This window comes from Corynebacterium sp. SCR221107 (genome assembly GCF_027886475.1).
Lineage (GTDB): Bacteria > Actinomycetota > Actinomycetes > Mycobacteriales > Mycobacteriaceae > Corynebacterium.
In genome coordinates this window covers 1,066,988-1,090,369 of the sequence record NZ_CP115670.1, presented here as the reverse complement: position 1 = coordinate 1,090,369, position 23,382 = coordinate 1,066,988, and the positions used below count along the sequence as shown (strand labels likewise).

Here is a 23,382-nt window from a genome sequence, read left to right as displayed (position 1 = left end):
TCGGTTGGACGATGCTTCAGGCTTAAGTGTTTGGGGCGCACTGACCTTAGGCCAGCTTCCACTCCTCCAAGCCTTCGTAGAGCGGGTACTGCTCAGCAAGCTTGGTGACGCGGGCGCGCAGAGCCTCGACGTCTGTGTTTTGGCCGTTGATCAGCGCGGTAGCGATGATGTCGGCGACCTCAGTGAAGGCTGGGGCATCGAAGCCGCGGGTAGCCAGGGCCGGGGTACCGATACGCAGGCCGGAGGTCACCATCGGCGGGCGCGGATCGAAAGGCACAGCGTTGCGGTTGACGGTGATGCCAACCTCGTGCAACAGATCCTCGGCCTGCTGACCATCCATGTCGGAGTTGCGCAGGTCGGCCAGCACCAAGTGGACGTCGGTGCCACCGGTGAGCACATCGACGCCGGCGGCCTTCGCATCGACGGCGGTCAGTCGTTCAGCGATGATCTTCGCGCCCTCCAAGGTGCGCTCCTGACGCTCCTTGAACTCGGGAGTACCGGCAATCTTCAGCGCAACGGCCTTGCCAGCGATAGCGTGCATGAGCGGGCCGCCCTGCTGTCCCGGGAACACTGCGGAGTTGAGCTTCTTTGCCCACTCCTGCTTAGCCAGGATCATGCCGGAACGAGGACCACCCAGGGTCTTGTGAACGGTGGTGGAGACCACGTCAGCGTGCGGCACAGGCGTTGGGTGCAGGCCAGCGGCAACCAGTCCTGCAAAGTGAGCCATATCCACCCACAGCTTGGCACCGACCTCATCGGCGATGGAACGGAAAGCCTCGAAGTCCTGCTGGCGCGGGTAGGCGGACCAACCGGCGATGAGCACCTGCGGGCGCTCGGCCAAGGCCTGCTCACGCAGCTTGTCCATATCCACGCGGAAGGTCTGCGGATCCACCTCATAGGCGGCAACTTCATAGAGCTTGCCGGAGAAGTTCAGGTGCATGCCGTGGGTCAGGTGGCCACCGTGAGCCAGAGACAGACCCATGATCTTCTCACCAGGGTTAGCCAGTGCCATCAGCACGGCGGCATTGGCCTGCGCGCCTGCGTGCGGCTGCACGTTGGCGAACTCGGCACCGAAGAGCTCCTTGGCGCGGTTGCGGGCGAGATCCTCAACAATATCGGCATTCTCGCAACCACCGTAGTAGCGGCGGCCAGGGTAACCCTCAGCGTACTTGTTGGTAAAGACCGAGCCCTGAGCCTGCAGCACAGCGCGCGGGACGAAGTTTTCGGAAGCAATCATTTCCAGGGTCGAACGCTGACGATTCAGCTCGCCTGCGATCGCTGCTGCCACCTCTGGGTCTACTTCTGCCAGGGGCTGGTTGCGAATATCATCTGTCATGGCGGAGCAAATGCACCTTTCCTAGTCATTCCTCGCGGTCACATTTATGATCGTCACTCACGGTCGTCGTGCTTGGGTTCTACGCAGGGGTTAACACAAGGTATTACTCAAAGACATCGCCCACGGTGAGGTCTCGCACTTAGCTTAGCGGACGCGCCTTCCGAGCCTACCTACTAACGGGGTAGTTTGGTTTCCTCATCACACGCCATGCACAATAGATGGTATGGCTCGCCCCAAAGATTCCAGCCCTTATCTCGATTTCGATAGAAAAAGCTGGCGTCAACTCCGACAGTCCATGCCTCAGGTTCTTACCGAAGAAGAGGTCGTGGAGCTGCGAGGCATAGGTGAAAACATTGACCTTGAGGAAGTCGCCGAGGTGTACCTGCCCCTGTCTCGTCTGATTCATTTGCAGGTTCAGGCTCGCCAGGAATTAACTGCCGCCACCGAAATCTTTCTCGGCGACCAATTCCAGCACATCCCGTTTGTCATCGGTGTAGCTGGCTCGGTTGCGGTAGGAAAATCCACCACCGCTCGCCTTTTGCAAGTTCTACTGCAGCGCTGGGACTCCCATCCGCGCGTTGATCTGGTGACCACCGACGGCTTCCTGCTACCCGCCGCCGAATTAAACGCCAAGGGGATCATGAGCCGGAAGGGGTATCCGGAAAGCTATGACCAGCGCGCACTTTTACGCTTCGTCACCGACGTGAAATCCGGCAAAGCCAATGTGACGGCGCCGGTGTATTCGCATACGCTGTATGACCGCGTGCCGGATCAGGTCATCACGGTCAATCGGCCAGACATTCTCATTGTCGAAGGGCTCAACGTCCTGCAGACCGGACCAACCCTCGTCATCTCCGATCTCTTCGATTTCTCCGTCTACGTCGACGCCAAAACCGCTGACATCGAGCGTTGGTATATCGAGCGCTTCCTAGAATTGCGCACGTCAGCGTTCCGCGCCCCGAACGCGCACTTTTCCCACTATGCTGAGCTTCCCGACGATGACGCGGTCGATGAAGCCCGCAAGATCTGGCAAACCATCAACCTGCCTAACCTGATGGAAAACATCCTTCCAACGCGCGTGCGGGCATCATTAGTGCTGGTCAAGGGGTCGGATCATTCGGTCAACCGCGTGCGCATGCGCAAGATCTAGGCGCGAACGCGGGCTGTGGCCCAGTCGACGATCGGGCCAAGCTCGGCAAAATCCACACGGTCGGTATCAAGGCCGAAGGTGTCGATCAGATTGCGGTCTACCGCAGATTTCACTGGTTTGAGCTTGAGCGCGGATACGATTGTCGTCATCGTGGCTCGGTGCGCGTGGCTTAGACGCGCATAATCGAGGTGCCCACTTAAATAAAAGCAGGTAACACCATCAGGGACTTGCGATTGAGTGCGATTGGCCGAAATAGCGGCATCAATCGGGGTCATGCCCACCGTTACCACTGCCACTGCTCGGTGCGGTGCGTTCTGCTCGCCCTGATTGTGCAGGCTTTCCGACGCCTTCTTGGCGGCCGGAATGACGGGGCCGTGCACATAGGACAAATAGATGACCGGGCGACCGTCGTCAGGCACGGGAACATCAAGGTCGTGGGCCGAGGTACCAAGCATCCGGGCCAGTTCTTGTGCATATCGCTCGGTGGAGCCATACTCGGAGCGGAAACGAATGTGCATTCTTACCTTCTTGGTGCAAGCGCTAGGCGCTCGCCTCGTGGGTGAAAAGGCGTCACTGGCTGGGTGCGCGCTATTTGCCAAAGCGCCGATTTCGCTTGGAATAATCGCGCATGGCGCGCAGGAAGTCCAAGCGGCGGAAGGCGGGCCAATAAGTATCAGTAAACCAGATCTCCGAGTAGGCGGACTGCCAGAGTAGGAAACCGGACAGGCGCTGCTCACCAGAGGTGCGGATGACCAAATCGGGATCCGGCTGACCCGAGGTGTACAGGTGGCTGCTGATCGAGTCGACGGTGATCTTCGTCCCCAGCTCGTCCATGGAGGTCCCCTTTTTCGCCTCTTGGGAAACCAGCTCGCGCACCGCGTCCACGATTTCTTGGCGCCCGCCATAACCGACGGCAATGTTGACCGATTTGCCGGTGTGCCCATTGGTGTGGGCGGCGGCCTGTTCGAGGCGCCTGCGGAAATCGTCGGGAAGCAAATCGAGGTGGCCCACGAGCCGGAGCCTGCAGTTGACCTCGGCTGTGGAAAGCTCGTCGACTACGTCGGCGATGATGTCGAACAGGAGTTGAAGCTCGTCATCGGAGCGACCGAGGTTTTCGGTGGACAAAAGGTAGACGGTGATCAGCTCAACATCTGTGGGCTCGCTCCAGCGAACTAGCTCCCCAATCTTTTGGGCGCCAACGCGATGCCCATGCGTGACATCGGCAAACCCGGCCTCACGAGCCCAACGACGGTTGCCGTCACACATGACGGCCACGTGCTTTGGCTGACGCACGTGGGCGATTTCCTTGAGCAGTCGGCGCTCATAAAAGGGATACAGCGCCTCCTTGATGAGCCCCTTGACCAGGTTTTTCGCCCTGCGTCCAGTCTCGCCAACCATTTTTCGATCCATTCCCCTTGGCAGATCCAAACCTAGATCCACAGCTTTTTGCGCTTATCCGAGACTCCGGCTTCCTCCATCGCCGCATCCAGTGTCTTCTCATCGAAAGGATCGATGCCATGCGCCTCGGCAAACATCGTGCGTCGATTCATACGGCTATAGCGGCGGTGAAACGCCCAACCTAGGACTAATACCACTGCGAGCAGAGCCACGATGACCAGCCAGCCGATCGGCGATGCCTTGCCGAACTCCGAGCCTTCAGGCCCGACATCTTGCTGGGCTAGGAACATCACCGTGTCGTAAGCCAAGGTGGAAACCTGCATTGCGTCCTCCAAATGTGTAAGTTGTCCGGATTAGTCTAACGCTTTTTCAATCCCTGCAAAAAGGTCATCCTCCGGCAAGGAGGTAGAAACGCGAGTCTTGGCCAGTTCGAACTCCTCCGTGGGCCACAATCGACGCTGCACCTCGACCGGAGTGGCGAAGAAAGTTCCCGCCGGGTCGATCTGGGTTGCGTGCGCCTTCAGAGCCGCATCGCGCCGGTCGAACCAACGCTCCACATTGACCTGGGTGGTCACGCGAGCCATGGTGTCAGCCTGGTTGGCCTTCCATCGATCCAGGATTTCTGCGTAGGGGCTTTCCTTGCCCTGCTCGACGAGCAGATCATGGAACATTTGCATGCGCTGGCGGATGAATCCATGGGTGTAGTACAGCTTCAATGGGGTCCACGCCTGCCCCAGTTCGGGGTGGTAATCCTGCTCCCCGGACTTTTCCCAGGCGATCATCGAAACCTCATGCACCTTGAGGTGATCGGGGTGCGGATAGCCACCGTTTTCGTCGTAGGTGATGATCACGTGCGGGCGAAATTCCCGAATGACCTTGACCACCTTTTGCACCACTTCCTCGGTGTCTGCAAGCGCGAATGACCCCTCTGGTAATGGCGGCAGCGGATCGCCTTCGGGCAGGCCTGAGTCGACGTAGCCGAGCCACTCGTGTTCCACACCAAGCGCCTTGATCGCATTGGCCATCTCTTCGCGACGGATCGCACCTATGTTTTCTTTCACAACCGGACGATCCATGGCCGGATTAAGGACATCCCCGCGCTCCCCGCCCGTACACGTCAGGACCTTCACTCGGTTTCCCTCGTCGACATAGCGCGCCATCGTTGCCGCAGCTTTGCTCGATTCATCGTCAGGGTGCGCATGGATAGCCAGCAACCGCAGTCCCGCCATTGTTTTTCCTTAGCCTTTCGCAATGTTTTCCAGCCCTGGTGCGGGCCACTTCACTAGGTTGGTGCCTGTGGGTACCCTCCCCCATGAGACGGAGGATCCATGAGAACAGGTGTCTTTGAACACACCTATTCAAAGTCGAGGCCGAAGATCGGTGGAAGGCAGTCCTTTTCACCGCGTCTTTTACCACGCACTCATCACCGAACCGTGGATTTCTTCCATCTTAACCCGCGGCCCTCATAGGCTAGAATGTGTCGTTGACATTGCAGCTTTACTTGGCTGCGCCTGGGCGCCTCGTGACGGCGTCGCACATTGATTGAGGTAGGGACTTCCAACTTATGACGGCTTCGACGCCACGGCAGCGCTATGAACAGGAATCAGAAACTACTCGAGGAACCTTGTCCGGCAAACTGATCGTTGTCGTTGTCATCGTTATTCTCTTAGGCATTGGCTACGCCGGGATCAAGCTTTATAACTCTCAAAAAAACAACACCATCTCCGGCAAGACTGCGACGGTGGAGCAGGTCAATGACTCTACGATGCGCCTGTGGTTCGATGTGACCCGCAAGTCTACGGATAATCCGTCCTACTGCATCGTCACGGCCGTCGATTATGACCGCGGTGAGGTTGGACGTCGTGAGGTAGTCATCCCCGCCGGCGGCGAAAAGGTACAGCGCATCGAGGTCGACATCACCACCACGAGCGCGGCCGCCTCCGCAGATGTCTACGGCTGCTCCGAGGATCTGCCGTTTTATCTCAAGGTCCCAAGCTAGGCCGAATACTCGAAAGGCTGCCTCAAGCACCGGCAACCTATCAGCGTCGGCAAGCAATACGCCCCGAACAGCGGGGATGGTTTAATTAGTAATTCAGCGCCGCCATGTCACACTTGAGGGCTATGTTCTGACCCAAGGTAACCCATGAGAACTGGTTCGCGTGTCACCGTGCTGGCTGGACATTCCACATGGGCGCCGCTACCCCGAAAAACCGCGCCCCATGAAATCCGCGCCTTGGACAAGCATCCGCGCAGGTTGTGCTAACATGTACGGCATTAATCTCTCACGCCCCGCGACCTAGAAAGTGCGGGGCGAGGTTTTTGTTCCAACGTATTAATCTCGTATTCAACCGCTACGACAACTTGTACAACCGCCTTGATGGCCAACTATGAGCCACGGTGTCGTGTACTCACGGTGCACCAAGGTCTACAAGTTGGTTCGTACCCGTGGAAGAAGGAGCGAGATCATGCCCACTCCCAAGGACAGGAAAGACTATGGCTGACAATCAGAAGCAGTACATCACGCCGGAAACCAAGGCCAAGCTCGAAGAAGAGCTCAATGCCCTGATCGCCCACCGTCCTGTCGTTGCCGCCGAGATTAACGAGCGCCGCGAGGAAGGCGACCTGAAGGAAAACGCTGGCTACGACGCAGCTCGCGAGATGCAGGATCAGGAAGAAGCCCGCATCAAGCAAATCTCCGAGATTCTGGCCAACTCCACCACCGAGCGCGCCGGCATCGTCGAGGGCGTGGCTCACGTGGGTTCCGTGGTTCACGTCTACTACAACGGCGACAAGGACAACAAGGAAACCTTCCTCATCGGTACCCGCGCTGCGGCTTCCGACAACAAGGATCTGGAGACCTACTCGGAGCAGTCTCCGCTCGGTGCCGCGATCGTCGGCGCCCAAGAGGGTGAGACTCGCGAGTACACCGCACCGAACGGCAACGTTATCTCCGTGACGGTTGTGAGCGCCGAGCCTTATGACTCCCTCAAGGCTGCCACCATGCGTCAGGGTTAAATACCCCTTCGAATATTCTCAAAGCCAGTGCCTTTCATCGGGGCGCTGGCTTTTGCCCTGCAATCACGAAATGAGAACAGCCATGCGTGCACTACCCACGCGCCGAGGCCGAGGCCTTGGCATCATCGTGGCGATCGCATTCGTTATCGCCTCTGCCACCAGTGCCTGCGGGGATGCAGAAAGCGCACCCGCCACAAGCACCGCCACAACGACGGAAACGTCCTCCTCGGCCGCCGCCGCCACGGCTACGGCCTCTTCGAGTGCGTTGGCCTCCTCGGGAGCTTCCTCAATCGTTTCTCCGACGAGCTCGACGCAAGCGAGCGAGGCTTCAGCGCTTGCTGCTACATCCTCTGTCACCGCTACCAGCCTCGAGCCCACCGCAGCGCCTCAGGCTTCAGAAGCAGCCTCGGCAACCACGACGGCTGGCAAACAGGAACAGACGGGGTGGGTGGACTGCGCGGCGGACGAGGCGACGATCAAGCCTCGTTCTATCACCACCGATTGCATCAAGCTGTCCGACAAAGTGACATCTATTGAGTGGGAGTCTTGGGATAGTGACAAGGCCGAAGGTATTGGTGAGAAGGACGGTAAGCAGGTCAAGGTCACGCTGACCGACCCTGTTCAATTCGCCGCTGGTGGCATGGTATTTAGCGACCTGCTCCTCGACGGGGTTCCGGTACGGACATAGGTCGAAAGATAGGGGTCTCAAGCCCCTCTAGTATTTTCCTGCGGACACCAAAAACGCCGGGCACGTGATCCTTGGTTTTCCAAGAAGACCACGTGCTCGGCGTTTGTTCTACCCTTTTCCCGGTGGAGGTGCAGTCCGGGAATGAGGTGGGAGTTAGCGCTGCTGGAAGTAGCTCAGCAGGCGCAGGATCTCGGTGTAGAGCCAAACCAGGGTAACGGCAAGCCCCAAGGCCACGCCCCATGCCATGTTTGCCGGCGCACCCTGGCGGATGAGGCGGTCTGCGACGTCAAAGTCTTGCAGGAAGCTCATCGCTGCCAGGCCGATGCAGACCAGCGAGAAGATGATGGCTATGGGTCCGCCACCGTAAAGGCCGGTGTTCACACCGAACAGTGAGAGCAACAAGTTGCCCAGAACCAAGACCAGCACACCCACCATGGAGGCGGTCATGATGCGGTTGAATTTCGGGGTCACCTTCACGGCGCCCGTCTTGTACACGTACAGCATGCCGATGAACACACCCACCGTACCAAGCACCGCCTGGCCGATCAGCGCACCGGCGTTGACATTGCCGACGATAGCGCCCGAGAGCACGAGGGAAATGCCGCCGACGAACAGTCCCTCAAATGCGGCATAAGCCAAGGTGACCGCCTTGGAACCGAATTTCTTACCAAAGGAAGAGATCAAAACGGTAATGAGGCCACCGATGGCGCCGACCATGGTCAGCATCATGGCAAGACCAGGGCTGACAAGGGAGATGCCAAAGTTGGCGACGGCGAAGGCGATGATGACGCCCAAGGTGATGCCGGTCTTGGTCACCACATCATCCACGGTCATCGGACGCTCATAGGTTTGAGCCGGTGCCTGATTGTAGTAACCAGCGTATGGGTCGGACGCCATACCCCGGGTCCGACGGGCATCCGTCAGCGAGCTGAGAACTGGATTGCTACTGCGCATGAAGGTGAACTTTCCTTTCGCACCTTTAGTATCACTGCGTATTACACCCCTACCAACGCAGTCATGGTGGCATTAGTTCCCGCCGCTTTGCGAACAGCGTCAGAAACGCTAGTAATATTCGTTGCCTCCGCCAGTGGAATGGGAAGTGCGAGCGAATCCGCGGCCACATCCACGCGCATGGTGGTTTGAGCGGGCAAGGTAATTGTTTCCCCAGCGCCAACGAAGCGACAGAAGCCGGACGTGGTCACCGTTGCGGTGCCCTTCGCCATCCACAGGACGAGGTCGGTATCGGTGCGGGCGAAGGTGGTAAGCCCTGCCAACTGTGGCACACCATGAAGCTGCACGCGGCCTCGTGGCGTGGTACCGGTATGGCGCTTGAAGGCGCGCGTCAGCGAACTTGCCGCGCCGAAGCCCACCAACTCAGCGGCCTCGGCAATAGTCATCCCGCCTGCGAGCAGCCCGTTGGCCACGAATACGCGGTGGCCGGCGCGCCACTCGCTAAACACCAACCCGGTCTCGGACTGGAACTGGCGCTGAATGGTGCGCGAACTCACCCCTTGCATGAGCGCGAGTTCTTTGAGCTCCGTGGGGTTAGCCGGGTGTGCGACCAGCTGTTGGGCAACCGCATGCGCCGCGGCGGAACGCGGCATCACCGGCGCGGTGACAGGGGCGTCGATGACAGCAAGAATTTCCTCGCTGGGGGTGGTAGCACCTAACCGGTTTCGGGAAAACTCCTCGAGCATTCGCTCGTTCCATTCGGACCCTAGGTGGATACGGCGGGTGGCAGCTCCCACCGTTTTCGGAAAGCTCGGATATTCCATGACACAGACCGTGCCCTCCCCCATGCAAAAAGCGCCGTTGGGGGCGATGACGAGATCACCTTCCAAGACGCTGATGACGCGATCCGGGGCATTGATGGTGGCTGTTGATTCGTAGCACCACAGCAGGGTTGCGGTCATGGAAATTCCTCCGGCTTCACACAGCTCAATCTATTTAAACAACACTAATGTTGCCTAATATAGCAAAACCTAGCGGTTCAAAAGAAGCAGGAACTCCAATGTGCCGCTATCGGCAACGGATACGATGTCGGTTTCTGGAGGGGTCACGCCGAAGTCACTCCACACCAAAGGAACACTGCCGTTGACCTGAATACCGTGAGGGGTCACCACTGTTTCCGCATTCGCCTCTGCCGCTACGACCTTGCCATTGAGCTCAACTTCGCCGGGGATGACCACTTCCAAGGCATTTTGATCCATTTCAGCAGACGTGTCTTCGAGCAATTCACCGAGATCGACGGGTTCATTCGTCCGGAATGTCGCGGTGGGATATGCCTCAGTGTCGATGACGTCGTGGCTAAAGTAGTCATCTCGAACCTTCAGGTTGGAATGGACGTCGGCAAGATTGCACTCGATCGTCGCACTTACGAGGTGCGCATCGGTGATGTCGATCTGGCCACTGACCGAATCGGTACGCCCACGCACGGTGGCGTTGAGCCCGCGCAGCGTTTCATCAACCGCATAACCTGCAAAAGACCCGCTCCCGACCGACCAGATTCCGTCAATATCGTCGACGTCAAAGTAGGTAATCCGGTCCTGCAGGAGGTCCTCGACACTGGAGTCAGCCGAGGGCTGATTGAAAGCCCAGCCCACGCATGCCGAAGCGGCGGCAATTACGACTACTCCTATCGCCGCCACACATCTGCGCTTCGTACCCATTAGTTAAAAAGACCTCTTGTGCCCCCTAGTACCGATATGGATCGGGACAGGATCCCCGAAGGGCTTGAGGTTGGTAACGCCCGCCGGAAGCACACCATCGGAGGGCTGACGGGCATAGGTGTAAGTTGCTGCGCTATATGGGTCAAGCGGAAGGAGTTCGTACACGTTGTCGGTGGTGCGTTTTGAGGTTGTGATCATGCGCATTTCCCTTCTTCTAGATCTTCTAGGTCTGCTAGAAAGTGATTCTCATGGAACAGGTTTCTAGGAACCGATACTAAAAGCGCACGCTGCAAGCTACATCGCCCTTTGCTGGAAATAGCCTGTGAACTTGCACTGGTTTTGCTTACCGACGCCCAAGGCTCCCGCCCCGTGCGGTTTCCCCAGTGTGCACGGCCTTGCCGGTATCGCATCGCCGCCCGCCACGGGGGCATGCCCAATGTTTCCCCGCCCCAACCTGAGAATGAGGATTGAAGAAAGGAGAACCCAGGCGAGGACGCTGTAGTTTGCGCGCCTTTCCAAGGATGAGACGAATCGACAATCGACTGAGCTAGGAACCCATTTCTATGTCCAGTCGGACGGTCAACCAAAGCGCACATGTGGTCCAATAGCCCCAATAATTTAGATCGTGCTACTTAGCCCGCTTCCGTCATAAGTGGACACTTTTTGGACACCTGGGCCAAAAATAGGCCAGGCAGCGAGGTTTGAAACCTCTCCTACCTGGCCTTTTGGTGCCCCCAGTGGGACTCGAACCCACACTTGGCGGATTTTAAGTCCGCTGCCTCTGCCAATTGGGCTATAGGGGCCCGACGCACCATTTTAGTATATGGGCGCCTGGAAAACCTAAGCGGCCAGCTCTTTGGCCAAACCGGCGATAATTCCGTCCAAAATGTCCTTCTCGGAAATGACGATATCGGTGGCATCCGTGTGCCGCTGAATCATCTCAATAATGCCATTGACCACGACGGAGCCCCCGGCGATCACATCGGCACGTCCAGGGTGCATCACTGGGTGCGCCGCGCGCTGGGTCGAGGTCTCCGAAATGAGCTGATTGGTCAGCACCTTCAGGGCCTCAAAACGCAAACGGGAGTCATGAATCGCGCGTGCATCATAGGCCTCAAGGCCCAAGGCGAGTGCCGCCAGGGTGGTAAAGGTTCCAGCACAGCCGACAAAGGTGTGTGTCTTTTCCACCGGAACAATCTTGACGACTTCCCCGATTCGCTCCCGGACATAGTCCTGGGCGATCTCAATCTCCGACTGCGTCGGCGGATCAGAGCGCATGATTCTCTCCGTCAGGCGAACGCACCCCATCTGCGCCGAATGCGCCCCCAAGAGGGTGCCATCAGACTCGCCAACAACAAACTCTGTGGAGCCGCCGCCAAGATCGATGACGCAAAATGGCCCGGCAGCCGCAGGCAGATCCGCGACTGCTCCTTGGAAAGAAAGTGCGGCCTCCTCCTCGCCGGAGATGACCTCCGCCCGAGCGCCAGGGGTGATCTCCCCCAATAGCTCCGCGGTCATATTAAAGAAGTCATCCTTGTTCTCGGCGTCGCGAGTGGCAGAGGTTGCCACCATCCGCACGGCCTGAACGTACTCGCGCTTCATCTTGTCCACGTACTCGCGCAGCGCGACGCGGGCGCGCTCAATAGCCGCCGGGTCAAGCTGTCCGGTGGCATCCACGCCCTGCCCTAGGCGAATGATCTTCATGGTGCGCACGATCTCACGGATTTCTTGTCCACTGACTTCCACGATGAGCAGTCGGATGGAATTGGTGCCGCAATCGACAGCCGCCAGCCTCGTCACTTGGCCCCTCCCGGCACCTCGGCGTGGCTGAAGTCAAACTCATTCAAGTCGATCCCTAGTTCAGCACACGTGGGCCAGTCTTGAGGGATGGCAGTCCCCCGTAGGCCGGCGTGTTCCGCGGCCATCGCCACCGCCTCGGTACCAAGACGGAAATGCTGCGGCCCCTCCGACAGCGCATATCCAATAAGAACGTGCAAACACTTGACACGATCCGGCATACCGCCACCAGAGAACTCGGTACCCAGATCAAAAATGGCGTTTCGCTTGGCTAGGTAGTACTCGTGGGCCTTGCGATAATCGGCGGCAAGCTCTTGATCTTCTTCTAGGCGGGCGGTCATCCACTTCATGACGTGGGCCACCTCAAGCCGGGAGGCCTCCGCCGTCAGACGAGGATCCGTCAGGTAGTACAGCGTAGGGAATGGGGTCCCGTCCTCCAGTTTGGGGGCGGTCATGACCGCACCTGGGGCCCCATCTGGGCAGCGATAGGAAATTTCTAAGACACCCCGGGGCATTCGCCCCAACTGTGCCGCTACGGCATCCAAGTCTGCTTGCGAAACACTCATGCTGACCATTGTCTCACGAAAGGCCAATCGGGTTGCTTTCCCCCGGTTGTCTACCCAGCAGATCACGATCGAGAGCAGCTCAGATTGGCTGGCCGGGTTGGAGATGACCCACGAGAATTCGTCACGCCTGGTTCGCTTCTAAAACTGAGGCGATTACTGAGCGGGCTGCTCCGCCGCTTCGGTGGGCACAATGGGCAGGTTCTCCCCCGAGTCCGCACCCGGCATTTCTACTTCTTGTTTTGGTTCTACAGATACTGAGTCCCAGAGCAACTCATACCAGGGGCGCGAGGAGGAATCGGCGCCAGCCTGATCGTCCGCGCCCGCGGGATCAATCCCCTCCCCCATGACACGGTAGGCAACCTCGCCCTGGGCGATGACGCCGAGACGCTGACGCGCCTGCTCCCGAATGTAATCTTCAGACGAGTACTTCTCGATCTCAGTTTGGAGCCTTTGCTTCTCCTCTTGCTTTGCGGCAATGGAGGCGCTCAGGCGTTCGATTTCGGATCGCTGCTGAAGATAGTTACGCAAAGGGGTACCCACGATGGCAATGACCACGGCCAAAACGACGACCACCACTAACAGCTCGCGGGCGTCCATGCGCACGCGAGGAACGGCAACACGCATGCTTGACTGCGCAAGCGTGCGGTTAGCAACAGGTACGGATTTCTTTGCCATAGGCTTCTTACTCTACACCCAGAAAAAGGCTTCCCACCCTCATTGACGAGGGTGGGAAGCCTTTCTTTTCCAATTGATTAGCTCATCTGGCTACAACGCCGAGGCTGCAACCAAGCATGCGCATTAAGCCTGGAAACGTGGGAATGCGGAACGACCTGCGTAGACTGCAGCTTCGCCGAGCTCCTGCTCGATGCGCAGCAGCTGGTTGTACTTGGCAACACGCTCGGAACGTGCAGGCGCGCCGGTCTTGATCTGGCCGCAACCGAGGGCAACTGCGAGGTCAGCGATGGTGGTGTCCTCGGTCTCACCGGAACGGTGGGACATCATGGTGCGGTAGCCGTTGCGGTGAGCCAGATCCACGGCGTCGAAGGTCTCGGTCAGGGTACCAATCTGGTTGACCTTAACGAGCAGGGCGTTAGCAGCCTTCTTAGCGATACCTTCCTTCAGACGAGCCGGGTTGGTGACGAAGAAGTCGTCGCCGACGATCTGAACCTTGTCGCCGATGGCGGCGGTCAGAGCGGTGTAGCCCTCCCAGTCATCTTCCTGCAGCGGATCCTCGATGGAGACGATCGGGTACTCAACGATGAGCTGCTCGTAGACCTTAGCCATTTCCTCAGCGGTGTGCTCGCCACCCTCGAAGTGGTACTTGCCATCCTTGTAGAACTCGGAGGAAGCAACGTCGAGAGCAAGGGCAACGTCCTGGCCAGGCTTCAGGCCAGCCTTCTCGATGGCCTCGACGATGAGATCGAGAGCTGCCTTGGTGGACTCAACGGAAGGAGCGAAGCCACCCTCGTCACCCAGGCCGGTGGACAGGCCCTTGGACTTAATGACGGACTTCAGGGAGTGGTAAACCTCAGCGCCCATGCGCAGTGCCTCGGAGAAAGACTCGGCACCGATAGGAGCGATCATGAACTCCTGGACGTCAACGCCGGAGTCAGCGTGTGCGCCACCGTTGACGATGTTCATCATCGGAACAGGCAGGATGTGGGCGTTCGGGCCACCAACGTAGCGGTACAGCGGCAGGCCAGCGGACTCAGCGGCAGCCTTTGCTGCAGCGATGGAAACGCCGAGGATGGCGTTAGCGCCGAGACGGGACTTGTTCTCGGTGCCGTCGAGAGCGATCATGGCGTTGTCGATCAGGCGCTGATCGTCAGCCTCGAAGCCAGCGATGGCGTCGGCGATCTCTTCGTTGACATTGGCAACCGCGTTCAAAACGCCCTTGCCCAGGTAGCGATCTCCGCCGTCACGCAGCTCGTGAGCCTCGTGGACACCGGTGGAGGCGCCGGAAGGCACGCCAGCAACACCGTGAGCTCCATCATCGAGGAAAACCTCAGCCTCGACGGTGGGGTTACCGCGGGAATCCATGATTTCGCGTGCAAATACGTGCAGAATGTCAGCCACTGTTGGTCTCCTATGTGGATCCGAAGGAATATTCCAAGTCTCAAGCCTACTGTGAATGAACTCGGAAAGTTTGAAACTCGTACGCTTTTCTGAACGTCCGCCAAAAACAAAAAGGACTGTCCGAATTTCGCGTTCAAAACCCAATTATGCCAACAAATTCAAAAATTTTCTTCCCGGACGGACGTGTTCTATTGCACAATGGGCACCCAGCTCCTTGTCTCGACACGCTAAACTGGGGCACACGGTGCAGTTTTGGGCTCGCCAAGCCACTCACAACAATTCTGGCGCATCGGGCAAGAAATCGCATGCCTTGCGATAAAAACGGGGGATTCGCGGTCAGATTGCCGTCAACATAGGCACAACGGTGATAGAAGGCGCTAGCCGGCGGGATAGCAGGCAAAAACAGGCGATAGCGAAAGCAACGCTTGCCGACGGCCACCTTGCCAACGTCGGAAAGCGACAACGGGGAAATCCTATTGAGTCGTCGGTTGGCTCAGAGCATAGCTTGCGGCGGTGTCGCGAACGTCGGTGAGGTACTTATCGGACATGTTGTAGGAGCGAATCGCGCTCGCCCATCCCTCGGGGGTGGCTAAATCGCGTCCGCCCGAGCACAGCAAGTTGGCGGCGGAAATTGCTGCATCATCAATCTGATTGGGATCGGCAACACTATCGCCGTTCGCGTCGCGGCCAAAGCGAGCCCACGACTCCGGGATAAACTGCATCGGACCTACCGCCCGGTCGAACTCGGTATCCCCGTCGAGACGTCCACCGTCGGTATCCCTAATCTCCGCAAAACCACCGGTGCCGTTGAGCTGCGGACCGATAATCGCCGGAAGCACATACCCGTCCGCATCGATCGAACGAGTAGAAAACAGCTCACCCGAATAGGTGCCGTGGTGAGTCTCCACATAGCCAATCCCGGCCAAGGTGTTCCAATAAATGTGGCACTCCGGCCAGCTCTCGGCAGCGATGAGTTCAGCGTTGGCATAGGCACGCAGCGCAGCCGCCGGAATCCCCGTCTCCTCGGCAATTGGGGCGGCCCATTCGGTGAGCTGATCTGCGGTCCTGCCCGCAGCGTGAATATCGATGGGCAGCACGGCTGTCCCGCGGGCCGGGGGAACGTCGGTAGGCACCGGCTGCAAAGAGCGAATGGGGCCTTCCATGAAGGACAAAGCCCAGCCGACGAGCGCGACGACTACGACAAACGCCGCAACAATGCCGACGATGCTACCCACAAAACGATTGGTCATAAAGACTGCAAGAACCCCTCAATAAACGGCCCAAAGACCTGCTACTAAATGCAAAAGCGGCATACCTCACGTACTCAAAATCAAACGGCAGTGCCGAACGTGGTGAGCCTCGTGCCATCCCGCGAAAGGAGTGGGGCTACTTCTTGCCCAACTCCCACAGACGCTCCTGTTCCTCGAGCGGCACGATGTCGTTGGTGCCATCGAACAGATAGGGGGCACGCTTGGCCAGCTTCGCCACGAAGCTGGCCGCCACATCGTTGAAGTCAAACTCACCCCGGCGCGCGGCAAGCTCCGCGTGGAAAAGCACTTGCAACAGCAGATCCCCCAGCTCATCTTTCATCTCTGCGGGGTTACCGGATGATACCGCCTCCTCGAACTCTGCCACCTCTTCATGCAGGTACTCCAGAAGCGAGGCATGGGTTTGGGATTGCTCCCACTCGCCCACCTTTAATGCCCGATGCATCACCGCCTGCGCTTGGGCAATCCCCTCGCTGCGGCTGGGCACCTCCAACAGCTCTGCTCCCGCATCGAGGGCTGCCACAACTTTGGGATCGAAGCGGTTGGTGCTCACGAGAAGCGGCTGGGCATGGTTGCCAGCCGAGCCGATAACATCGCCTAAGTTCCACCGCACTTGAACCGGAACCTCATCCGTGAAGTCCACCCGCCCACGAAGCTGGGAAAGCAACGTGAACGGAATCATGGTGGGCCACCGAGGATCAAGGAGCAGAACAATCATGCCGACAATAATAATGTTTTGCTCCCAAGTTGCCTAAGCCTCCCGCGCGGAAATAACCTTTCGGGGTTTCCCAGCATCGCGGCTATCCCCACCCGTGACATCGACGCTCTCGAGGTCAAACATGGTGGAAAGGAAGTCGGCCGCCCACTGAATAAGCTCCACGTCGCGCAGCTTTGGATCCGTAATATTTCGTCCGGCTTTGGGAAACGGAAGCTGCACCGCCTTGGCAGCGGCGCGGTAGTTCGCCCCGGGGAACATGCGCCTGAGACGCACCTGCTTCGAGTCGGGCAGTTCCACTGGGTGGACCTTAATGCGGGTGCCTTGAACGCCGATGTCTTCTACCCCTGCGCGGCGGGCCTGGAGGCGCAGCCGGGCGACGGAAAGCAGGCGGGAGACCTCGACGGGCACTGGGCCGTAGCGGTCTTCCATCTCCTCCACCGCAAGCCTGAGATCCGTCTCATTCGTGGCTGCGGCCAGCTTGCGGTAGACCTCCAAGCGCAATCGCTCGGCGGCGATGTAGGACTCTGGGATGTGTGCGTCGACGGGGAGGTCGATTCTAATTTCCTTCGGTCCCTTATCCGAGACATCCACGAGCTTGCCGTCGGCGAGCGCGCGGTAGGCTTCCACGGCCTCCCCCACCAGCCGGACATAGAGGTCAAAACCGACTCCTGCGATGTGGCCGGATTGCTGGGCACCGAGCACGTTACCCGCGCCACGCATCTCCAAGTCCTTCATCGCCACGGCCATGCCTGCGCCGAGATCGTTGTTCTGGGCAATGGTGGCCAGCCTGTCGTAGGACGCTTCCGTGAGCGTTTGCCCCTTGGGATAGAGGAAGTAGGCGTAGCCTCGCTCGCGGGAGCGTCCGACGCGCCCTCGCAGCTGGTGCAGCTGGCTAAGTCCCATGTGATGGGCATTTTCGACGATGAGGGTGTTCGCATTGGCGATATCGAGGCCAGTTTCCACGATGGTGGTGCACACAAGGACGTCGAATTCGCGATCCCAGAATCCTTGCACCGTGCGCTCAAGAACCTCCTCGCTCATCTGACCGTGCGCGACCACGATTCGAGCCTCGGGCACCAATTCGCGCAGTTCCCGAGCCTTCTTCTCAATGTCGGAGACCTTGTTGTGGACGTAGAAGACCTGGCCGTCGCGGAGCAACTCACGGCGAATCGCCGCCGCGATCTGCTTTTCTTCCTGTGGTCCCACATAGGTAAGGATCGGGTGGCGATCCTGGGGTGGGGTAAGGATGGTCGACATTTCGCGGATACCCGCCATGGACATCTCCAGGGTGCGCGGAATCGGCGTCGCGGACATGGTAAGGACGTCGACATGGGTACGCATGGCCTTGATGTGCTCTTTGTGCTCCACGCCAAAGCGCTGCTCCTCATCGACCACCACGAGGCCGAGGTTTTTCCATTGGACGCCGGTCTGCAACAGGCGGTGCGTGCCGATGACGATGTCAACGGTGCCGTCGGCCAGACCTTTGAGAATTTCTTTGGACTCTGCCGGCGAGGTAAAGCGCGACAGCCCCTTGATGGTGACCGGGAAACCTGCCATGCGTTCCTCAAAGGTGGCGAGGTGTTGCTGCGCGAGCAGTGTGGTTGGCACCAAGACGGCCACCTGTTTGCCATCCTGGACGGCCTTGAAAGCAGCGCGCACGGCCACCTCGGTCTTGCCGTAGCCGACATCGCCTACGACCACACGATCCATCGGGGCGGGCTTTTCCATGTCAGCCTTGACCGCCTCGATGGCAAGCATCTGATCTTCGGTTTCAACGTAAGGGAAGTTGTCTTCCATCTCCTTTTGCCACGGGCTATCCGGGGCGAAGGCGTGCCCTGGGGCTGCCTGCCGCTTGGCGTAGAGTTCCACCAGCTCACCGGCGATCTCCCGGACGGCGGCGCGCGCTTTCTTCTTGGTGTTCTTCCAATCGGAGCCGCCCATCTTGGACAAGGTGGGCTTCTCGCCGCCAACATAGCGCGAAAGCATGTCGAGGGAGTCCATCGGAACATACAATTGGTCGGCCGGCTGGCCGCGCTTGCTCGGTGCGTATTCGAGCACGATGTATTCCCGGCGCGAGGTCTCGTCGCCGGTGGTGATCGTGCGCTCTGTCATTTTGAGGAATCGGCCGATGCCGTGCGTTTCGTGAACCACGAAATCGCCGGTCTTCAACGCGAGTGGATCAACGCGGTTGCGCCGTTTGGCCGGACGCCGTTTCGCCCCCGCGATATCGCCCACCCGGTTGCCGGTCAGGTCAGTTTCGGTGATGACCACCAGCGGGGCATTCGTGGTCTTGAAAATCAGGCCAGCGTGACTGAAGGCCTGGTAGAGGGTGACCTCACCGGGGCTGGGCTCCCAGGCCGGGGTGGCCACTTTGGCCGGGATACCTTTCTCTTTAAAGCGGGCAACCATGCGTTTGATGGCTCCCTGGGCGGGGGCGATAAACGCCGCTTTTCCGCCGGAGGTGGTGTGCGCCAGCAAAAGTGCCATGAGCTCGTCGATCTTTTTCAGATCACCCCGCGGGGCAGGTGCCGTGTCGAATTCCAGGGGAAGGGTGTCTGCCTCGTCGCCTTCGAACATGCCGGGCGGGGCAAACGTCCACCACCGCGCACCGACCTTGATCGTCCCGATCTCCAGGGATTCGTAGGAGCGGTAGCTGGAGGCGGACAGATCGAGGTCTTTGCTCGCCACCGGACCCTGGGCGCCCATCGCCGCCGCCTCCCATCCAGCAAGCAGGAACTCTTCGTCGGTTGCTTGCAGGTCGGCGATGCGGGTGCGGATCTTTTCTGGGCCAACGGCCACAACGTGGGTACCTTCGCCCATGATTTCCGGCAGGGTCTTATAGGGGGCGTCAACCAGCGCTGGGATGAGCGCTTCCATTCCATCGGTGGGGATCTTCTCGGCGATCTTACCCAGCAGCTCCTGCAGTGTGGGGTGGCTTGCGTGCTGTACCGCCAATTCTGCGGCGCGGGCGGCAACCTCATCGGTGATCAGCAGCTCGCGCGCCGGGTAGACCTCTAGCCTTGTGATCTCGAGGTCGTTGATCGCGCGCTGGTCGGCGACGGAAAAGGCTCGCAATTCGGTGACCTCGTCGCCCCAGAATTCCACGCGTACTGGGTAATCCGCGGTGGTGGGAAAGATATCGATGATGCCGCCGCGGGTGGCGAATTCACCGCGCTTGGCCACGAGATCGACGTGCTGGTAGGCCAGATGCACGAGGTGGGCAGAAAGCTCCTTAAAGTCCCATTCCACCCCTTGCTCCAGCACGAGCGCAGGTGCCGGGATATCGATAATGGGCTGGGCGATGCCACGGGCCGCAGTGACCACCACGGTGGTCGATTCGAGATGGTCGAGCACCATCTTGCGGTGTCCGACGATATCGGCCGCTGGGCTGAGCCGTTCGTGGGGAAGGGTTTCCCACGCCGGGAACCATGCCACCTTCTGCCCTAAAACTGCCTTGAGTTCGGCGGTGAGGTCTTCTGCCTCGCGTCCGGTGGCGGTCACCACGAGAACCTTGGTGCGCTGCGCGAGGGCTGCGAGCACCCATGGTCGGGCCTGGTCGATGGCCGTGATGTGAAGTTTGTCTTCGCCGACATGCTCAAGGACGCCCTTGATCTTAGGATCTTGGGCGGCAACTTTTGCCAGTCCTGCCAGCATCATTATTCGCTCTCCCCTTCACTCCCAAGGTGGGCGGGTTCATTGTTGAGGTCAGTTCTTAACTGTGGGTCGGCCTCCATTCCCGCGAGTCCGTTCCAACACAGATTCACGATGTGCGCGGCCACCTGTTCTTTGCTCGGGCCATCATTTTCCAAGCGTTCGTCGAGCCACCACTGGGCGGTCATGGATACCATTCCGACCAAGGCCTGCCCGTAGAGGACGGCATTGTCGGGGTTGAGCCCCGAGCGAACGAACGCCTTGGCAAGGATGTGGGAAACCTGCGCCACTGCGTCGTTCAGCAGCGTTGAGTAGGTGCGATCCTGTCCGGGTTGCATGTCACGGACGAGGATTTGAAAGCCATCGGTGTCATCTTCGACGTAGGTCAACAGTGCCAGCACGGCCTGCTCGATTCGGGCGCGGGAGCGTCCCGTCGCCAGCGATTCGGTGACCACTTTTTCCAGGCGCAGCATTTCACGGTCGACGACTACCGCATAAAGCCCTTCTTTGCCACCAAAGTGTTCGTAGACCACCGGCTTGGAAACGCCTGCTCGCGCGGCGATTTCTTCGATGCTGGTGCCTTCGAAACCGCGCTCGGCAAAGACCTCGCGGCCGATGCTGACCAATTGCTCCCGGCGCTGCTTGCCTGTCATTCTGGTTCGAACCATGATTTCCAACCTACCCAATGCAAAAAGCCCAGCCCCAAAAGTGCTTTGGGCTGGGCGCAGTTGACTTACGGCGCCGTGCGGATTCCGGCATCGCACCGTACGTTGTATTTTTCCTCATGAAGTTGTTCGTGGCCTTGACAATCACGGACAATCACGGGTTCCTATTCGCATGAGAATGTCGCCACACATGCATAGGATGAGGAAACAAGCCACTGTATGGAGTGTTTCCGCTGGTTAAACGTGGCTTCCCTGCAAGGACTCGAACCTTGAATGACGGTACCAAAAACCGTAGTGTTGCCAATTACACCACAGGGAAAAGCGACGAAAAAGATACTACAACAATCCCCCCGGTTTTACCTATTTCCCTGTCCCCTACCGCTTTCCCTTTCCATCCAAGTCCTTCGGTAGGCTTGCGCCTTCACCACGAATTTGGCTTGAAATCCATGCCCCTACGTGGCTTTACCTTCACATTTAAACGTGGCTCTACCTTCACACTCAAACGCGGCTTGTGCTTGCGTACCCGACGGCCGGCGTCTCGAGGCAGACTCTGTCCTCCAGCTTCCCGCATCGGTGGTCGTTTCTTCAAAGGTTGACGATCTTCGCCGTGAGGCTTTCGTTTTTTCTGCAGCGAGTTTCTTAGCGTGGCAGTAGGCTTGAAGGTAGTAAAGCTTGCTGCCTTCGTGCTTGACGACGAAGCCAAGGCCCAAGGGTTCAAGCCTAAGCTTTGCCGATTTTTCCTTGCATAGCCACAATGGCTGCGCCCCGAACAACAACCGGCAGCACCCCGCCTTTTTGTGGGAAGCTGCAACCGATCTTGGTGTGATTTTGTGAGTACTTCGTCACCGCGTTGGTCGAAAACGACCACATCTTCCAAGCAACCCGATCGCTCCCGCGAACCACGCATGTCGACAGCTCCCGGATTGCCAAAGAAGCAAGCCGCGCCAGCGAAGGCGGAGGTCGATGACGCTGCACGCCGATTCGTTATCGCCAACGGCCTGCAAAATGTGGGCGATTCCATTACCGCAGCCAAGACGGTGCTCCCCTGGCTGCTGGCCGCAGGCGGCGCGCCCGCATTTGTCACCGCCATGCTCGTTCCCATTCGCGAATCTGGATCCATGCTGCCGCAACAGTTTCTCTCTCCATGGGTGGTCCAGCACCCCTCGCGTAAGAAGATCTGGGTCGCAGGTTCCATCGTTCAAGGATTCAGCGCTACAGCAATCGGGGCAAGCTTTTTTACGCTTCACGGATGGGTGTTAGGCATTGCTGTACTCGCCTGGTTGAGCATCTTGTCCTTGGGGCGCAGCCTCTGCTCAATTACCTCCAAGGATGTCCAAGGGCGCATCATCCCCAAGGGGCAGCGGGGTGTTATCACCGGTCGCGCGGCCCGCTTGGGCGGAATCGCTGCCCTGTTCGTTGGCGCGATCCTATTGGTGATTGACTCCGCGACCATACTCACCTGGCTCATCATCGCCTCAGGCGGCTGCTGGTTTCTGGCGGCTGCGGTTTTCTCACAAATCCGTGAACCACAGCCAGCAGCCGAGGCGTCGACCACGTTTGCACCAACGACAGCGGAGGCTACGACTAGGCCCGATTCGCAAAATGCGGCAGAAACGGGAAAGAAGCCTGAAACCACTTCGGGCGCTGCCGACGTCGGCAAGCACAAAGGCGTTCCGGACGGTACTGGCGCCGCTTCACAGGTACCGGCGGAGGGGCAGTCTGCTTCTGTGCGGCCGGTTGCCACTGCCACGAAGAAACCACCGAGCGCGTGGGGTTTGCTTCGTGATAATGCTGCTTTCCGACGGTTCGTGGGTGTTCGTTGCCTGCTGCTGGTGACCGCGTTGTCAACGTCGTTTCTCGTGGTGGGTTCTCACGAACTCGGCGTAGGGGTCTTTGTGCTGGCCGCAGGACTTGCCGCCATCGTCGGCGGACACATTTCGGGCAAACTGTCCGACCTTTCCTCACGACTAGTAATGGCTTGGGGGAGCCTCATCGCCTCGATCACCATCGCCCTCGCCATCGCTTTTCCCGCGCTGTCACCCCTCGCGTTCTTTATTGTGAGCCTCGTGCACGCAGGCATTCGCGTGGCCAGAAAAACCTACGTGGTCGACATGTCAGAAGGCGATGAACGGACGTTCATAGTCGGCGCGGCCAATACGATCATGGGCGTTGTCTTGCTTGTCGTTGGCGCGATATCCGGCGCGATGGCGGCCTGTGGGACTCAAATGGCCTTGGGATTTCTGGCTGCGTTAGGGATTTTCGGCTTCCTCGGTGCGCTGCGGCTCGAAGAGGTTTCAGCACCCCGCTAGACTGTGAAAAGAAACTGTGAGCCTAATTCCCAGGAGCGTTCAAACTCGTGTCTAGCCCTTCTCCCTGCGCCGTCGT

22 protein-coding genes and 2 tRNA genes are annotated in these 23,382 nt (G+C 58.9%); 5 read left to right on the top strand and 19 right to left on the bottom strand.

The window, feature by feature from the left end:
* Positions 1-46: 46 nt before the first annotated feature.
* On the bottom strand, positions 47-1,336 hold the full coding sequence (glyA, locus tag PAB09_RS04915; protein WP_271034921.1) for a serine hydroxymethyltransferase: 1,290 nt from the start codon (positions 1,334-1,336) through the stop codon (positions 47-49).
* A 223-nt stretch (positions 1,337-1,559) separates the two neighbouring features.
* On the opposite strand from glyA, the gene coaA reads away from it, so the two are divergent.
* Positions 1,560-2,486: a type I pantothenate kinase gene (coaA, locus tag PAB09_RS04910; protein ID WP_271034920.1), complete on the top strand. Its 927-nt coding sequence runs from the start codon at positions 1,560-1,562 to the stop codon at positions 2,484-2,486.
* On the opposite strand, the gene PAB09_RS04905 is transcribed toward coaA, so the two are convergent.
* The 4 genes from PAB09_RS04905 to mca form a co-directional block, all read right to left on the bottom strand.
* A complete protein-coding gene (locus tag PAB09_RS04905) occupies positions 2,483-3,004 on the bottom strand; it encodes a flavodoxin domain-containing protein (protein WP_271034919.1) in 522 nt (173 codons plus the stop codon). The two genes, coaA and PAB09_RS04905, sit on opposite strands and share 4 nt — an antisense overlap.
* Positions 3,005-3,074: 70 nt before the next feature.
* Positions 3,075-3,884: an isoprenyl transferase gene (locus tag PAB09_RS04900; protein WP_271034918.1), complete on the bottom strand. Its 810-nt coding sequence runs from the start codon at positions 3,882-3,884 to the stop codon at positions 3,075-3,077.
* Between the two features lie 32 nt (positions 3,885-3,916).
* On the bottom strand, positions 3,917-4,207 hold the full coding sequence (locus PAB09_RS04895) for a hypothetical protein (protein ID WP_271034917.1): 291 nt from the start codon (positions 4,205-4,207) through the stop codon (positions 3,917-3,919).
* A gap of 30 nt (positions 4,208-4,237) precedes the next feature.
* Positions 4,238-5,113: a mycothiol conjugate amidase Mca gene (gene mca, locus PAB09_RS04890; protein ID WP_271034916.1), complete on the bottom strand. Its 876-nt coding sequence runs from the start codon at positions 5,111-5,113 to the stop codon at positions 4,238-4,240.
* A 335-nt stretch (positions 5,114-5,448) separates the two neighbouring features.
* On the opposite strand from mca, the gene PAB09_RS04885 reads away from it, so the two are divergent.
* The 3 genes from PAB09_RS04885 (at position 5,449) to PAB09_RS04875 (ending at position 7,587) form a co-directional block, all read left to right on the top strand.
* Positions 5,449-5,883: a DUF4307 domain-containing protein gene (locus PAB09_RS04885; protein ID WP_271034915.1), complete on the top strand. Its 435-nt coding sequence runs from the start codon at positions 5,449-5,451 to the stop codon at positions 5,881-5,883.
* 494 nt (positions 5,884-6,377) lie between these two features.
* Complete coding sequence (gene greA / locus PAB09_RS04880) at positions 6,378-6,899, top strand: transcription elongation factor GreA (RefSeq protein WP_271034914.1); 522 nt, start codon at positions 6,378-6,380, stop codon at positions 6,897-6,899.
* Positions 6,900-6,981: 82 nt separating this feature from the next.
* Positions 6,982-7,587, top strand: a complete 606-nt coding sequence (locus PAB09_RS04875) for a hypothetical protein (protein ID WP_271034913.1) — start codon at positions 6,982-6,984, stop codon at positions 7,585-7,587.
* Between the two features lie 153 nt (positions 7,588-7,740).
* On the opposite strand, the gene PAB09_RS04870 is transcribed toward PAB09_RS04875, so the two are convergent.
* From PAB09_RS04870 to PAB09_RS04805, 14 genes are all read right to left on the bottom strand, one after another.
* Entirely contained in the window at positions 7,741-8,541 is an 801-nt protein-coding gene (locus PAB09_RS04870) for a Bax inhibitor-1/YccA family protein (RefSeq protein WP_271034912.1), read from the bottom strand.
* A 41-nt stretch (positions 8,542-8,582) separates the two neighbouring features.
* Positions 8,583-9,500: a helix-turn-helix domain-containing protein gene (locus tag PAB09_RS04865; RefSeq protein WP_271034911.1), complete on the bottom strand. Its 918-nt coding sequence runs from the start codon at positions 9,498-9,500 to the stop codon at positions 8,583-8,585.
* A 69-nt stretch (positions 9,501-9,569) separates the two neighbouring features.
* On the bottom strand, positions 9,570-10,256 hold the full coding sequence (locus PAB09_RS04860; RefSeq protein WP_271034910.1) for a YceI family protein: 687 nt from the start codon (positions 10,254-10,256) through the stop codon (positions 9,570-9,572).
* 3 nt (positions 10,257-10,259) lie between these two features.
* Positions 10,260-10,454, bottom strand: a complete 195-nt coding sequence (locus PAB09_RS04855; protein ID WP_271034909.1) for a hypothetical protein — start codon at positions 10,452-10,454, stop codon at positions 10,260-10,262.
* 528 nt (positions 10,455-10,982) lie between these two features.
* Positions 10,983-11,059 (bottom strand) — tRNA-Leu (locus PAB09_RS04850).
* Positions 11,060-11,096: 37 nt separating this feature from the next.
* Positions 11,097-12,056, bottom strand: a complete 960-nt coding sequence (locus PAB09_RS04845; RefSeq protein ID WP_271034908.1) for a Ppx/GppA phosphatase family protein — start codon at positions 12,054-12,056, stop codon at positions 11,097-11,099.
* Complete coding sequence (locus PAB09_RS04840) at positions 12,053-12,619, bottom strand: DUF501 domain-containing protein (RefSeq protein WP_271034907.1); 567 nt, start codon at positions 12,617-12,619, stop codon at positions 12,053-12,055. Before PAB09_RS04840 ends, PAB09_RS04845 begins: the two co-directional genes overlap by 4 nt.
* Positions 12,620-12,772: 153 nt before the next feature.
* Positions 12,773-13,294 carry a septum formation initiator family protein gene (locus tag PAB09_RS04835; protein ID WP_271034906.1) on the bottom strand — a complete coding sequence of 174 codons (522 nt, stop codon included), beginning with the start codon at positions 13,292-13,294 and terminating at the stop codon, positions 12,773-12,775.
* 123 nt (positions 13,295-13,417) lie between these two features.
* Positions 13,418-14,695: a phosphopyruvate hydratase gene (gene eno, locus PAB09_RS04830; RefSeq protein ID WP_271034905.1), complete on the bottom strand. Its 1,278-nt coding sequence runs from the start codon at positions 14,693-14,695 to the stop codon at positions 13,418-13,420.
* Positions 14,696-15,168: 473 nt separating this feature from the next.
* Positions 15,169-15,945 carry a lytic transglycosylase domain-containing protein gene (locus tag PAB09_RS04825; RefSeq protein ID WP_271034904.1) on the bottom strand — a complete coding sequence of 259 codons (777 nt, stop codon included), beginning with the start codon at positions 15,943-15,945 and terminating at the stop codon, positions 15,169-15,171.
* Positions 15,946-16,081: 136 nt separating this feature from the next.
* Positions 16,082-16,681: a MazG nucleotide pyrophosphohydrolase domain-containing protein gene (locus PAB09_RS04820; protein WP_271034903.1), complete on the bottom strand. Its 600-nt coding sequence runs from the start codon at positions 16,679-16,681 to the stop codon at positions 16,082-16,084.
* A 33-nt stretch (positions 16,682-16,714) separates the two neighbouring features.
* The gene (gene mfd, locus PAB09_RS04815; protein ID WP_271035271.1) at positions 16,715-20,335 is read right to left on the bottom strand and encodes a transcription-repair coupling factor; all 3,621 of its coding nucleotides are present in this window, start codon (positions 20,333-20,335) and stop codon (positions 16,715-16,717) included.
* A 2-nt stretch (positions 20,336-20,337) separates the two neighbouring features.
* Positions 20,338-21,000, bottom strand: a complete 663-nt coding sequence (locus PAB09_RS04810; protein ID WP_271034902.1) for a TetR/AcrR family transcriptional regulator — start codon at positions 20,998-21,000, stop codon at positions 20,338-20,340.
* A 241-nt stretch (positions 21,001-21,241) separates the two neighbouring features.
* Positions 21,242-21,316: transfer RNA gene (locus PAB09_RS04805), tRNA-Gln, on the bottom strand.
* A gap of 511 nt (positions 21,317-21,827) precedes the next feature.
* Between PAB09_RS04805 and PAB09_RS04800 the strand changes: the two genes are divergently transcribed.
* On the top strand, positions 21,828-23,306 hold the full coding sequence (locus tag PAB09_RS04800) for an MFS transporter (protein WP_271034901.1): 1,479 nt from the start codon (positions 21,828-21,830) through the stop codon (positions 23,304-23,306).
* Positions 23,307-23,382 lie beyond the last annotated feature (76 nt).

What these genes read in the sequence shown, in the direction of transcription:
- glyA (WP_271034921.1), bottom strand. Translation starts at nt 1,336, where the DNA reads ATGACAGATGATATTCGCAACCAGCCCCTGGCAGAAGTAGACCCAGAG.
- coaA (WP_271034920.1), top strand. Translation starts at nt 1,560, where the DNA reads ATGGCTCGCCCCAAAGATTCCAGCCCTTATCTCGATTTCGATAGAAAA.
- PAB09_RS04905 (WP_271034919.1), bottom strand. Translation starts at nt 3,004, where the DNA reads ATGCACATTCGTTTCCGCTCCGAGTATGGCTCCACCGAGCGATATGCA.
- PAB09_RS04900 (WP_271034918.1), bottom strand. Translation starts at nt 3,884, where the DNA reads ATGGTTGGCGAGACTGGACGCAGGGCGAAAAACCTGGTCAAGGGGCTC.
- PAB09_RS04895 (WP_271034917.1), bottom strand. Translation starts at nt 4,207, where the DNA reads ATGCAGGTTTCCACCTTGGCTTACGACACGGTGATGTTCCTAGCCCAG.
- mca (WP_271034916.1), bottom strand. Translation starts at nt 5,113, where the DNA reads ATGGCGGGACTGCGGTTGCTGGCTATCCATGCGCACCCTGACGATGAA.
- PAB09_RS04885 (WP_271034915.1), top strand. Translation starts at nt 5,449, where the DNA reads ATGACGGCTTCGACGCCACGGCAGCGCTATGAACAGGAATCAGAAACT.
- greA (WP_271034914.1), top strand. Translation starts at nt 6,378, where the DNA reads ATGGCTGACAATCAGAAGCAGTACATCACGCCGGAAACCAAGGCCAAG.
- PAB09_RS04875 (WP_271034913.1), top strand. Translation starts at nt 6,982, where the DNA reads ATGCGTGCACTACCCACGCGCCGAGGCCGAGGCCTTGGCATCATCGTG.
- PAB09_RS04870 (WP_271034912.1), bottom strand. Translation starts at nt 8,541, where the DNA reads ATGCGCAGTAGCAATCCAGTTCTCAGCTCGCTGACGGATGCCCGTCGG.
- PAB09_RS04865 (WP_271034911.1), bottom strand. Translation starts at nt 9,500, where the DNA reads ATGACCGCAACCCTGCTGTGGTGCTACGAATCAACAGCCACCATCAAT.
- PAB09_RS04860 (WP_271034910.1), bottom strand. Translation starts at nt 10,256, where the DNA reads ATGGGTACGAAGCGCAGATGTGTGGCGGCGATAGGAGTAGTCGTAATT.
- PAB09_RS04855 (WP_271034909.1), bottom strand. Translation starts at nt 10,454, where the DNA reads ATGATCACAACCTCAAAACGCACCACCGACAACGTGTACGAACTCCTT.
- PAB09_RS04840 (WP_271034907.1), bottom strand. Translation starts at nt 12,619, where the DNA reads ATGAGTGTTTCGCAAGCAGACTTGGATGCCGTAGCGGCACAGTTGGGG.
- PAB09_RS04835 (WP_271034906.1), bottom strand. Translation starts at nt 13,294, where the DNA reads ATGGCAAAGAAATCCGTACCTGTTGCTAACCGCACGCTTGCGCAGTCA.
- PAB09_RS04825 (WP_271034904.1), bottom strand. Translation starts at nt 15,945, where the DNA reads ATGACCAATCGTTTTGTGGGTAGCATCGTCGGCATTGTTGCGGCGTTT.
- PAB09_RS04820 (WP_271034903.1), bottom strand. Translation starts at nt 16,681, where the DNA reads ATGATTGTTCTGCTCCTTGATCCTCGGTGGCCCACCATGATTCCGTTC.
- mfd (WP_271035271.1), bottom strand. Translation starts at nt 20,335, where the DNA reads ATGCTGGCAGGACTGGCAAAAGTTGCCGCCCAAGATCCTAAGATCAAG.
- PAB09_RS04810 (WP_271034902.1), bottom strand. Translation starts at nt 21,000, where the DNA reads ATGGTTCGAACCAGAATGACAGGCAAGCAGCGCCGGGAGCAATTGGTC.